This is a genomic window from Rhodoferax sp., from assembly GCF_028689305.1.
In the GTDB taxonomy this organism is placed as follows: domain Bacteria; phylum Pseudomonadota; class Gammaproteobacteria; order Burkholderiales; family Burkholderiaceae_C; genus Rhodoferax.
The window spans coordinates 56288-68700 of sequence record NZ_JAQTWM010000007.1 but is presented as its reverse complement, the minus strand read 5'-3'; the positions used below and the strand labels follow the sequence as shown (position 1 = coordinate 68700).

Here is a 12413-nt window from a genome sequence, read left to right as displayed (position 1 = left end):
AATTCATCCAGCATGATCTGACTCAGGGCTTCGAGTTCGGCCAGGCTGGCATTGGCGTCGATCAATGTATTGTTCTGAACACTGTCCAACAACTGCGCCGCCACTTGGTGGATGGCATGATGGGTCTGCTCAAGATGAACAAACAGCGGACGGCGGCCAAAACGCTGGCGTGTGGTCGGCTTGTTCAGCCACAGCCCAAAACGGCAGGTGACATCGTCATTGCCAGGTACTTTCGAGATTTGTCGGGCCACATAGGCATGTATCTGTTTGCACCAGGCACGGTGTTCAACTTCCGCCAGCAAAACCGGGACGTCACGTGGTGCAACCGCCTCACTCTGCACCCAGCTTCCGGGGGCTCGCCAATGCGCCAGCCAATGTGCCACCTCGGCTGCGGGCATCGGTCGGGCAATGAAGTAGCCTTGGCCATAGTCGCAGCCGAACTCGATCAGTAAACAGCCATGGGCTTCGGTTTCGATGCCTTCTGCCAGCGCCAGTCGGTCAAAGTTGCGGGCCAGGCCCAGCACGCTGTTGACAATGGCAGCATGCCCGGCGTCATCCAGCATGCCGCGCACAAAACTCTGGTCGATCTTGATGGTGTGTGCCGTCAGTTGTTTCAGAAAAGTCAGCGACGAATAACCGGTGCCAAAGTCATCGAGCGCGCAGGACATGCCCATGGCTTGCAGGCGGGCGATCAACGCCGAAACCTGAGCCATGTTCTCCAGCGCACCGGTTTCAAGAATCTCCAGTTCCAGTTGCGCCGGCTGCACCATCGGGAACTGGCCCAATTGCTGCTGCAGCCGGTCCGCAAAGTCCGGGTCCAGCAATTGCTGGGCATCAATGTTGACACTGACCGTGGTACGCAAGCCCTGGGTCTTCCATTGGGCCAATTGCCCCAAGGCCGTCTCAATCACCCAGTCACCCAGTGTGATCGCCAGTGGATGCTGATCCAGCAAGGGAATGAACACCACTGGCGGCAGCAGACCCCGCTCGGGGTGCTGCCAGCGGATCAGCGCTTCAAAACCAATGACTTCGCCACTGCTGAGACGAACCTTGGGCTGATAAAACAGCACAAATTCGTTGTTGCTCAAGGCTTGGCGAACCTCGTCGATACGCGTCAGCCGCGCACGCGTGCTTTCGTCGTTGACCGGGTCAAACAGGTGGTAGCGGTTCTTGCCAGCCAATTTGGCCAGATACATGGCTTGATCGGCCTGGCGCAGCAGTTGCTCGGCATCCACCTTGTCATGTTGCGGAAACAGCGTGACACCAATGCTGGCCGTCACAGCCAGGTTCAGTCCGTGCACACTCAGTGGCTGGGACACCACAGTCAACAGATGACCGACCGGTTCGATCAAAGCTTGCGGCTCTGCCAGATTGCTGAGGATCACGGCAAATTCGTCGCCACCGATGTGGGCCAACTGCTGGTGTTCGCGCATGGCCAGCGCCAGCCTGCGACTGACTGCCACAATCAGCTGATTGCCAATTTCTTCACCATGGTCCTGGTTGAAGGCCGCAAAACCATCAAGGTCGATGTAGGCCACCGCCAGATGGTGCTGCACTGAGGTGGCGGCCATGCTGGCGGCCAGCAGATCCACAAACAGTTTGCGGTTGGGCAACCCGGTCAGGGCATCGTGATGGGTGAGGTAATCCAGTTGTTCACGGTGGGTTTTCTGGTCGCTGATGTCAATGCTGATGCCCGCCACCAGCGCCGGTTCCCCTGCGGCTGCGCGTTGCATGACCCGCCCCAGAGTGCGCCACCAGACCCAGTGGCCGTCCCGATGGCGCAGACGCAACTCTGCCTCAAAACGCGGCAATTCACCACTGAGATGCCGTGCCATCAGCTCATGCTGGCGCGGCTGGTCGTCCGGGTGGAGCAGGTTGACAAACTGTTCATACGCACCCTGCCGGAGTTCCATGGCTGGATACCCCAGCATGGTGGCAGCACGTTCGCTGAAACGCACCTGCCCACCCGGAACATCCCACTCCCAGGTGCCGGCTTGTGCTGCATCAATGGCGTTTTGCAGGCGCAATCGTTCCGCTTCCAGCGCTTCAGCATGGGTGCGGCGTTCGGTGATGTCGTGGCCAATGCCCAATACCCCTAGTAAATGGCCTTCCGGGTCAAGCATCGGCACCTTGGTGGTCTCCAGCAGTGCCCGCTGGCCGTTGTCGGCAAAAGTGATCCACTCCTCGTTGACCACGGGCCGTTGCGCCGCCATGGCCGCCTGGTCTTTCTGACGGAAAAAGTCGGCGAGTTCCTTGGCAACAAAGTCGTGGTCGCTCTTGCCCGCGATATCCGCCTCCTTGGCACCAAAAAAGCGCTCAAAAGCCGGATTGCAGGAGAGATAGACACCCTCGGTATTCTTGAGCCAGACCAGATCCGGGATGGTGTCCACCAGCGTGCGCAAATGTGATTCACTGGTCCGCAGCGCCTGTTCGGCCTGCAGACGTGCCGTCACGTCGGTAAACACCGCCAACACACTGAGTTGGCCCTCCAGCTCAATCGGCACCCGCTCGATGTTGGCCATAAAGCGGCTACCGTCCTTGCGCAGCGTGGGGATGGCCAGCGAGTCCCTTTTCTGGCCGACCTTCATGCTCTGAATATCCTGCTCAACCTGCGGCATGACTTGCGCCGGGTGGATGTGTTGCGGCGTCATGTCGAGCAATTCATCCAGACTGTAGCCGAGCATCTGACTAAACCAGGAGTTGGCAAACACAAAACGCTGGGTCCGGGCATCCACCACCACCACGCCAGCAGGCACATGGTCCACCACCACCCGCAGGCGCTGTTCCAGCGGTGTGCCCGGCATGTGGCCACCCTCGTCATCACCGAGGAAAAACCGCCAACGCTGCCTGCCGTGGCGCAGCGCCTCTTCGGCACGCTGGCGGGCCAGTTTCTCGTGCATCAACTCCAGCGCCTGTGCGCTGACGGTCTGGTACATGGACAGCACGGTCTGGATCAATACAGCGGTGGCCCCGCGCATCTGCGCGTCAGCACGCTGGCGCGCAGCCTCCACACTGAGGCCTTCACGCACCCCTTTGACTGCCAGGGCCATGCGTTTGTCGTTGTCCAGGATGTGGTAGGTCAGGTACGAAAACAGGTCGTCCAGGATAGCCTGGAAAGGACGTTGGCCTGATCGCAATTCAACGATGTGCTCAAAAAAGCGCTGATGGCTGGCGATGTGCTCCTCAAGCCAGCTGTCCCCAGGCATCGCCGTTTGCCAGACGCCTTCCTCGGTCTGGAAGTGGTAATGGGCGTAATCCGCCAGCTCCGCCAGGATGGCGTGGATCTCTGCCTCCGAGGCGCCCTGCACATGCTGCTGGGCCAGACGGTTGAGCAGGCTCACCAACATCCGGTGCTGCTCATCAATTTCGGCAATATCCGTTTCGAGCTGTTTGTTCCACGGAAAGATTTCAAACATCATGCTGTCCCATCAAGCCTGTCGGACAAAAAAGGCCCCACTCATCACCAGTCCTGTGACGATCACCCCGGCGCGGATCCAATGCACCGGCCATTGTCTGGCCCAGCGGGCACCCATAAAACCACCCGCCGTGGCCGCCAGCATCATCAGGATCCCCGCGCGCCAGACGATAACACCAGCCATCACAAAAGTCGCCACGGACAACCATGACAACACCAGTGAATTGAGGTTTTTGAGCGCATTGGCCGTATGGATACGCGATTCACCCGTCACGGCATACAAGGCCATCAACAAAATCCCCAACCCGCCATTGAAATAACCGCCGTAAATGGCCACCACCAGCAGCCCTGATTCACGCCAGCGCGCCACCCCCTGGCCAGCGTGAGACACCACACTGGCACGCCGTGCCAGGGCCGGACCAGCGGCGAACAGCAGTGTGGCAAACAGCAGCAGCCAGGGCACCAAGTTGGCAAACAGTTTGGCGGGTGTCACCAGCAGCAACAGCGCGCCGACCATGCCCCCGACCGCCGACAACACCATTTCACGCTTCAAACGAATCAAGGGAAGCTGACGCAGCTCGGGGCGAAAACCCAGGGTGCTGCCCAGATAACCGGGGCTAACCGCCAGCGCACTGGTGGCATTGGCCATGATCGGGGGCACACCCACAAACACCAGTGCCGGCAGCGTCAGAAAGCTACCACCACCGGCAATGGCGTTCAGCACGCCAGCGGCAAAGGCAGCGCCAGCCAGCAGCAGCGAAGAGGTCCAGATATCGGTCAACATGACCAGATTGTCACCGGGCAACCGTGGGTACCGCCGTCGGATTGTCGATGGCCCTTCAGAGCTCCATGGCAAAGCCATCCACACCTGATCGCCATTAGCCACGTGAATGCCGCGCAGATTAATCTGATCCTTGTTTCCTTGTTGCCTGACCTGTCACACACTGCGGCTTTCGCAACTCATGGAGACAAACATGCTGATCGGACTCCCCAAGGAAATCAAGAACCACGAATACCGCGTCGGCTTGACGCCGGCCAGTGTGCGCGAGCTCACCAGCCACGGCCATCAGGTGCTGGTGCAAAGCGGCGCCGGTGCCGCCATCGGACTGACCGACGCACAATACCAGGCCGCTGGCGCCACCCTGGCGGCCACACCCGCCGAGGTGTTTGCCGCCGCCGACATGATTGTCAAGGTCAAGGAACCGCAGCCGCAGGAGTGCGCCATGCTGCGCCCCGGCCAAATCCTCTACACCTACCTGCATCTGGCGCCGGACCCGGAGCAAACCGCAGCGCTGGTGAAATCCGGCGCGGTCTGCATCGCTTATGAAACCATCACCGGCCCCGGCGGCGGCCTGCCGCTGCTGGCGCCCATGAGTGAAGTCGCTGGCCGCATGGCGGTGCAGGCCGGTGCCGCCCACCTGGAAAAGTCCAAGGGCGGCATGGGTATCTTGCTGGGTGGGGTGCCGGGGGTGCCGGCCGCCCAGGTGACCATTCTGGGCGCGGGGGTGGTCGGCACCCATGCGCTGCAAATGGCCGTCGGCATGGGCGCCCAGGTGACGGTGCTGGACAAGAACGTCGACCGGCTGCGCCAGCTGGACCTGGTGTTTGGCAACCGCATCCACACCGTGTATTCGTCCGCCCAAAGTGTCGACGACGCCGTGCTGGCCGCCGATCTGGTGGTCGGTGGGGTGTTGATCCCAGGCGCAGCTGCGCCCAAGCTGGTGACCCGCGCCATGATTGCGCGCATGAAAAAAGGCGCAGTGGTGGTGGACGTGGCGATTGACCAGGGCGGCTGCTTCGAGACCTCACACGCCACCACCCATGCCGAGCCGACCTTTGAGGTGGACGGCGTGGTGCACTACTGTGTGGCCAACATGCCCGGCGCGGTGGCACGCACCTCGACCTTTGCGCTCAATAACGCCACCATCGGCCACGCCGTGGCGCTGGCGGATAAAGGCTGGAGAGAAGCGCTCAAGGACAATCCGCACCTGAAAAACGGTCTCAACGTGTGTGCCGGCCAGGTGACGTATGCCGCCGTGGCCAACGATCTGGGCTACAGCTACGTCAACCCCGACCAGCTGCTGGGCTAGTCCGACACACCCTCAACCGCCATCGGACGGCGCCGCTTCAGGGCGCGTCCATGGCGGTGTCCGCGCCAGACTCGCGCCGCGTGCGCCGCCAGGCCTTTTCGACTTCCACCACCACCCAGACCACAGCGGCAGCGGCCAGGCACAGCCCCATCTCAAACGCCGACAGCGGCTGGGTTTTGAAAATCGGGTTGAGCGCCGGCACATAGATGGTGGCCAGTTGCAATACAAAGGTCAGCAACACCGCGCCCAGCAGTGGCCGGTTGCTCAGCAGGCCCTGGCGCCACAGGGCTTCGGTTTCCGAGCGGATGGCCAGCACATGCGCCATCTGCGCCAGGGTCAGCACGGTGAACACCATGGTCTGCCAGTGGGCATGGCCGGTGTTGATGGCCCAGGCCTGCACCCCCAGACACAGTCCACCAATCAGCAGGCCCACGCCCAGGATGTGCTGCCACATGCCATGGGCAAACAGGCTTTCCTGCGGTGGCCGCGGTGGCCGCTGCATGATGCCGCGCTCGGCCGGTTCGGCGGCCAATGCCAGGCCGGGCAGACCGTCGGTGACCAGATTGACCCACAGGATGTGGATCGGCAGCAGCGGAATCGGCAACAACAACAAGGGCGCCAAGAAGATCGTCCAGATTTCGCCGGAGTTGCCGGTCATGGCGTAGCGCACAAACTTGCGCACGTTGTCGTAGATGCGTCGGCCCTCACGCACCGCCGCCACGATGGTGGCAAAGTTGTCGTCCAGCAGCACCAGGCTGGCGGCCTCACGCGCCACATCGGTGCCGCCCTTGCCCATGGCCACCCCGATGTCGGCGCGTTTGAGCGCGGGCGCATCATTGACACCGTCGCCGGTCATGGCCACAAACTGGCCATGGGCCTGCAGCGCCATCACGATGCGGATCTTCTGCGCCGGATCCACCCGGGCATACACCCGCACCTGGGTCACGCGCGCCTGCAGCGTGGCGTCGTCCATGGCGCTCAGGTCGGCGCCGGTCAGCACCGGGGCCTGTTCGTCAGTCACGATGCCCAGCCGGAAGGCGATGGCGCGGGCGGTGGCCGGATGGTCGCCGGTGATCATGATCGGGGTGATGCCCGCGCCAATGCAGTCGCGCACCGCGGCCATGGCCTCCTGCCGCGGCGGGTCGATCAGGGCGATCAGCCCCAGCAGTTCCAGCTGGCTTTCCACCGCATCCAGCGCATTGGTGTCCGGCAGGCGGCCATGGTTGCGCCGCGCCAGCGCCAGCACGCGCAGGCCACGCGCCGCCAGGGCCTGGGCGGCCGCCATCTGGGCCGCCGTGTCCAGCGCCACCGCACCCTCGGGCGTCCATTGCGCGACACAGCGCGGCAGGACCGATTCGGGTGCGCCCTTGGTGTAAGCAATGCAATGGTGCTTGCCACCCGGCGCCACCCCGGCCGGATGGTGAAAGGTGGTCATGCGCTTGCGTTCGGCGTCAAACGGTTGCTCCTGCACCCGTGGCCAGTGGGCGTCCAGCGCGGTCTTGTCCAGTTGGGCACTGTGGGCCGCCAGGACCAGCGCGGTTTCGGTCGGGTCACCCTGCCACTGGCCGTTGGCGCCGAGGCTGGCGTCATTACACAGGGCGGCGGCGCGCAGGGTTTCGGCGTGCACGGCCGAGGGCAGCGGGTCACCGGGCAACCAGAGCTGGTCCAGCGCCAGCACCCCTTCGGCATGCATCCGGTTTTGCGTCAGTGTGCCGGTCTTGTCCGAGCAGATGGTGGACACCGAGCCCAGCGTCTCGACCGAAGGCAGGCGCCGGATCAGCGCATTCACCGCCACCATGCGCCGCGCGCCCAGCGCCAGCAGCACCGTCACCACGGCCGGCAGCGCCTCGGGGATGGCCGCCACGGCCAGACTGATGGCGGTCAGCGCCATCAGCAACGGGGCTTCTCCGCGCAGAATGCCGACGACAAACACCACGGCACAAATCGCCAGCACCGCCAGCGCCAAGCGTTTGCCAAACGCGGCCAGGCGCTGCTGCAGCGGCGTGCTGCGGTCGGCGCTGTCAAGCAAACCGGCCACCCGGCCCAGTTCGGTGGCCGTGCCGGTGGCCACCACCAGCCCACGCGCCCGGCCATGGGTGGCGGTGGTGCCCTTGAAAGCCATGTTGAGACGGTCACCCAGAGCGCTGGAACCAGCGTCAGCCAACGCGGCGGTGTGTTTGGCCACCGTCACCGACTCCCCGGTCAGCGCCGATTCGTCCACCTGCAGCTGGGCAATCTCCATCAGCCGCAGGTCAGCGGGCACCTGGTTGCCGGCCTCCAGCAACACGATGTCGCCCGGCACCAGGGTGCTGGCCGGCACCACCTGGATCTGGCCGTCGCGCAGCACCGTGGCCTGCGCCGCCGCCAGCTGGCGCAGCGCCGCCATGGCCTGATCGGCGCGCCACCCCTGGAACAGGCCAATGGCGGCATTGAGCACCACGATGACCAGGATCACCAGGGTGTCGACCAAGTCGCCCATCACCCCCGAGATGAGCGCAGCAGCCAGTAGCACCAGGATCATGAAATCACTGAACTGCTCCACCACCAGTGCCCACAGGCTACGCTGGCTGCCCGTGGGCAACTCGTTGGCGCCATAGCGCAGTCGGCGCTGGTTGACCTGCGCCTCCAGCAGGCCATGGTTGGGGTTGACCTCATGGACCTGGGCCAGTTCGTGGGCCTCGCGCAGGTGCCAGTCGCCATTCACTTCGGTGGTGGCGGGGGCGTTGTGGTGGTTCATGGCAACAAAGTGATGAACAAAATTGGCCTCCAGCCCGGAAGGAATATGCCTAGATAGCTACATTATCTATAGCAAATATCTTGCCAGGGTTCATGATGTTGTCCGGGTCCAGCGCCCGCTTGATGGTGCGCATCATGGCCACGGCGCCGCTACCGGTCTCTTGCACCAGGAAGTCCATCTTGTGCAGGCCCACGCCGTGTTCACCGGTGCAGGTACCGCCCAGCTGCAGGGCACGCTGCACCAATTGATGGTTGAGCTGCTCGGCAATGTCACGCTCCGAGGCGCTGTCAGGGTCGATCAGGTACCCCATGTGGAAGTTGCCGTCGCCGACATGGCCGACCAGGAAATAGGTCAGGCCGCTGGCCTGGGCCTCGGTGACCGAATCGAGCAGCGCCGTGGCCAGGTTGGAGATCGGCACACAGGCGTCGGTGGTGATGGCCTTGCAGCCCGGGCGCGACTGGACACCGGCAAAATAGGCGTTGTGCCGCGCCGTCCACAAGCGGGTGCGCTCCTCCGGGGTGTTGGCCCACTCAAAGGTCTGGCCACCCAGCTCAGCCGCAATCGCCTGCACGGTTTCCACTTGCTCCTGCACGCCGGCTGGTGAGCCGTGGAATTCCATCAGCAGCATCGCCCCCTCACGCAGGTTCAGCCGGGAATGCTGGTTGACCATGCGGATGGTGTTGGCGTCCAGCAGTTCACAGCGGGCAATCGGCACGCCCATCTGGATGATCTGGATGGTGGTGTTGACGGCATCGGCCAGGGTGGGAAAGCTGCAGGTGGCGGCCATCACCGCCTCGGGCAGCGGGTAGAGCTTGACGGTGATTTCGGTGATCACGCCCAGGGTGCCCTCGCTGCCGACCAGCAGCCGGGTCAGGTCGTAACCGGCGCTGGACTTCTTGGCCCGGGTGCCGGTGCGGATGATCTCGCCCTGTGCCGTGACCACTTCCAGCGCCAGCACGTTTTCGCGCATGGTGCCGTAACGCACGGCGTTGGTGCCGCTGGCGCGGGTGGCCGCCATGCCGCCGATGGTGGCATCGGCGCCGGGGTCGATCGGGAAAAACAGGCCGGTGGACTTGACTGCCTCATTGAGTGCCTTGCGGGTCACGCCGGGCTGCACCGTCACGGTGAGGTCTTCGGCATTGATGGACAGGACCTGGTCCATGCGACTGACATCCAGGCTGATGCCGCCCTGCACCGCCAGCAGATGGCCTTCCAGCGACGAGCCAATGCCAAACGGGATCACTGGCACCTTGTGGGCAGCGGCCAGTTTGACGGCGTCGGCCACATCCTGGGTACTCTGGGCAAACACCACCGCGTCAGGCGGCGGCACGCTGAAGGAGGATTCGTCGCGGCCATGCTGCTCGCGAACGATCTGGGCGGTGGACAGCTGGCTGCCAAAGCGCTGGCGCAAGGCGTCGATCAAGGCACCGGGAACGGCGCGGACGTGGATTTCAGGCAGCTTGTGGCTGCCGGCAAGAGGTGCATTCATGGGAGGTCTCCGTGATAATGATCCATTATGCAAAATCGTCCTGGTCCACGCCCATGAACCTGCACCAACTCAACTACCTGATTGTGGATGATCTGGAACTGATGCGTGCCGTCACGGTCAACCAGCTGCGCGGCATGGGGTTCGAGCGCGTCAAGGTGGCACGCAACGGCGCCGAGGCGCTGGAGATGTTGCGCGCGGCCAAGTTTGACGCCGTTTTGTCCGACTGGAACATGCCCGTGATGTCGGGCCTGGAGCTGTTGCGGGCGATCCGTGCCGACGCCAAGCTGGCCCAGCTGCCATTTCTGATGATCACCGCCGAGGCAGAACGCCAGCGCATCGAGGAAGTCATTGCCGCCGGGGTCAGCGCCCTGCTGGTCAAACCCTATAACGCCAGCAGCCTGCGCGCACGGCTGGAGCGCATGCTCAGCCGCCGCCCGGTCACCGTGGCCAAACCTGCGCAAACCCCGGCTGCCGCGTCGGCCGGCCCGTCGGACGCGCTGGAGCTGGGGGCGACCATGCCGCCGTCGCGCATTCTGGTGGTGGACGACTATCCGGTCAGCCTGAAGCTGATGGAGCAGTTGTTCAAGGACGAATACAGCGTGCTCACCGCCACCGATGGCGCCAGCGCCCTGACCCTGTGCCAGGCCGAACCCGCCCCCGACCTGGTGCTGATGGATGTGCTGATGCCGGGCATGGACGGTTTTGAAGTGGTGCGCCGCCTGCGCGAGCAAGCCGCCACGGCCAATATCCCAGTGATTTTTGTCACCGCCATGGCCGACGAGGAAGCCAGGCTCAAGGGCATGGCGCTGGGTGCGGTGGACTTTGTCTCCAAGTCCTCCGATCCCAAGGCCTTGCGCACGCGCGTGCGCAACTTCATCCAGTTTGTCGACATGCGCCGACGCCTGCAGGCCGACTACGACGCCATGCTCGACGCCGCGCGCATCCGGGAAGATGCGGAAAACATCACCCGCCACGACCTCAAGGGGTCACTGGCCGGCATTGTCGGCATGGTGCAGACCCTGGCCGACGACGACAGCATGGCCCCCAAACACGCCGCCATGCTGCGGCTGGTGAAACAAACCGCAGAGCAGGTGATCAACATGGTCAACCTCTCCGGCGAGTTGTACAAGATGGAAATGGGCCGTTTCAAGCTCAAGCCGGTGGCGGTGGATGTCGGCGACATCCTGCACCGCATCGTCGACCTGTCACGCGCCGGTTTTTCCGACAAACACCTGACGATTGAGGTGGACACCGATACCCAAGTGGGCACGGAGCTGCCACGCGCCGAGGGCGATGCCATGCTGTGTTATTCGCTGTTCCAGAACCTGATCAAAAACGCCTGTGAGGCCGCGCCACCCGGCAGTCGCGTGCTGGTGCAGCTCAAGGACGAAACCCCGCTGCGCATCCTGATCATCAACCAGGGGGTGGTGCCGGCGGACATGCGGGGGCGGTTTTTCGAGAAATTTGCCACCAGCGGCAAGACCGGTGGCAGCGGCATCGGCACTTATTCGGCCAAGCTGCTGGCCAAGGCACAAAACGGCACCCTGGAGATGGCCACCAGCGACGCCCAGAACCGCACCACCCTGACGGTGACGCTGCCGCGCCATACTTTTGTGGTCGGCGCCGCACCCGCCTGACCTCTCCTGACCAGAAAGACTCCTCTCATGGGCAACCGACTGACACAGATCGCCACCCGCACCGGCGACGACGGCACCACCGGCCTGGGTGACAACACCCGGGTTTCCAAAAACAGCTTGCGCGTGCACGCCATGGGGGAGGTGGATGAACTCAACTCCCACATCGGCGTGCTGTTGTGTGAGGCCATGCCAGACAGCGTGCGGGCACTGCTGGTGGAGATCCAGCACCAGCTGTTCAATCTGGGCGGCGAGCTGTCGATCCCGGGGTTTGAACTGCTCAAGGCCGAGGCGGTGCTGGCCCTGGATGAGGCGCTGGCCGAGCACAATGCCGCCTTGCCCCGGCTGCAGGAATTCATTTTGCCGGCCGGTACCCGGGCCGCATCGCTGGCCCATGTCTGTCGCACGGTGGCGCGCCGGGCCGAACGGGCGGTGGTCGGCTTGGGTACGCAGGATGCGCTGCGCGACACACCGCGCCAGTACCTCAACCGCCTGTCGGACCTGATGTTTGTGCTGGCACGGGTCCTCAACCGCTACCGCACTGACGGCACGGCAGGCGACGACGTGTACTGGCGCAGCACGCGGCTGGCGCAGGCCACAGCAGACTGACACACCTGCCAGCGCCCAGGCGGCAGGCAGGCGTGTCTCGCGCCAGTTCAGGTCTGGGCGGCCTTTTTCAGGAGGGTGTAGATCTCGTCCTTGAGCTGCAGTTTTTCTTTTTTGAGCCGTTCCATTTGCTCCGAGGTGCTGGGCTCGTTGTGGGAGGCCATGCGCTGAACCTGCTGGTCCAATGCGTTGTGCCGTTCAAACAGACGAACAAAATGCGGGTCCTGGGTCTTGAGCTGGGTGATTTGGTCGCGGTATTCAGGGAACATGGACACTCCAAGTAGTTGAACCGGGCCGTGCACAGATGGCATGGCGCGTTGACCATTATGCGTCAATCCCGGGCCCGACCCAAGCCCTTTGGCGGCATCGGACAGGGTTCAATTTAGCTATTATTTATATAGCTAAACATAACCATTTTATGCGGGCTAGAGGCCTGTTTTGT

The 12413-nt window shown here is 63.4% G+C and carries 8 protein-coding genes; 3 read left to right on the top strand and 5 right to left on the bottom strand.

Going from position 1 to position 12413, the window contains the following annotated elements:
- The coding region (locus PHW99_RS02925) for an EAL domain-containing protein (protein WP_300173641.1) at window positions 1-3419 on the bottom strand (3419 nt) is incomplete at its 3' end.
- A gap of 9 nt (window positions 3420-3428) precedes the next feature.
- Window positions 3429-4199, bottom strand: coding sequence for a sulfite exporter TauE/SafE family protein (locus PHW99_RS02920; RefSeq protein WP_300173639.1), 771 nt, complete (start codon window positions 4197-4199; stop codon window positions 3429-3431).
- A gap of 190 nt (window positions 4200-4389) precedes the next feature.
- Here PHW99_RS02920 and ald point away from each other — a divergent pair, with 190 nt between their 5' ends.
- On the top strand, window positions 4390-5505 hold the full coding sequence (ald, locus tag PHW99_RS02915) for an alanine dehydrogenase (protein ID WP_300173638.1): 1116 nt from the start codon (window positions 4390-4392) through the stop codon (window positions 5503-5505).
- A 37-nt stretch (window positions 5506-5542) separates the two neighbouring features.
- Here ald and PHW99_RS02910 read toward each other — a convergent pair whose 3' ends face one another.
- On the bottom strand, window positions 5543-8242 hold the full coding sequence (locus tag PHW99_RS02910) for a cation-translocating P-type ATPase (protein ID WP_300173637.1): 2700 nt from the start codon (window positions 8240-8242) through the stop codon (window positions 5543-5545).
- Between the two features lie 49 nt (window positions 8243-8291).
- A complete protein-coding gene (locus tag PHW99_RS02905) occupies window positions 8292-9731 on the bottom strand; it encodes an FAD-linked oxidase C-terminal domain-containing protein (RefSeq protein ID WP_300173636.1) in 1440 nt (479 codons plus the stop codon).
- A 53-nt stretch (window positions 9732-9784) separates the two neighbouring features.
- Between PHW99_RS02905 and PHW99_RS02900 the strand changes: the two genes are divergently transcribed.
- Both PHW99_RS02900 and PHW99_RS02895 read left to right on the top strand, forming a co-directional pair.
- Window positions 9785-11368: a hybrid sensor histidine kinase/response regulator gene (locus PHW99_RS02900; RefSeq protein WP_300173635.1), complete on the top strand. Its 1584-nt coding sequence runs from the start codon at window positions 9785-9787 to the stop codon at window positions 11366-11368.
- Between the two features lie 27 nt (window positions 11369-11395).
- The gene (locus tag PHW99_RS02895; protein ID WP_300173634.1) at window positions 11396-11974 is read left to right on the top strand and encodes a cob(I)yrinic acid a,c-diamide adenosyltransferase; all 579 of its coding nucleotides are present in this window, start codon (window positions 11396-11398) and stop codon (window positions 11972-11974) included.
- Window positions 11975-12021: 47 nt separating this feature from the next.
- Here PHW99_RS02895 and PHW99_RS02890 read toward each other — a convergent pair whose 3' ends face one another.
- Entirely contained in the window at window positions 12022-12240 is a 219-nt protein-coding gene (locus PHW99_RS02890) for a YdcH family protein (protein WP_300173633.1), read from the bottom strand.
- Between the last annotated feature and the right edge of the window lie 173 nt (window positions 12241-12413).

Excerpts from the sequence above, each read along its gene's own strand:
- PHW99_RS02920 (WP_300173639.1), bottom strand. The coding sequence starts at position 4,199 with ATGTTGACCGATATCTGGACCTCTTCGCTGCTGCTGGCTGGCGCTGCC.
- ald (WP_300173638.1), top strand. The coding sequence starts at position 4,390 with ATGCTGATCGGACTCCCCAAGGAAATCAAGAACCACGAATACCGCGTC.
- PHW99_RS02910 (WP_300173637.1), bottom strand. The coding sequence starts at position 8,242 with ATGAACCACCACAACGCCCCCGCCACCACCGAAGTGAATGGCGACTGG.
- PHW99_RS02905 (WP_300173636.1), bottom strand. The coding sequence starts at position 9,731 with ATGAATGCACCTCTTGCCGGCAGCCACAAGCTGCCTGAAATCCACGTC.
- PHW99_RS02900 (WP_300173635.1), top strand. The coding sequence starts at position 9,785 with ATGAACCTGCACCAACTCAACTACCTGATTGTGGATGATCTGGAACTG.
- PHW99_RS02895 (WP_300173634.1), top strand. The coding sequence starts at position 11,396 with ATGGGCAACCGACTGACACAGATCGCCACCCGCACCGGCGACGACGGC.
- PHW99_RS02890 (WP_300173633.1), bottom strand. The coding sequence starts at position 12,240 with ATGTTCCCTGAATACCGCGACCAAATCACCCAGCTCAAGACCCAGGAC.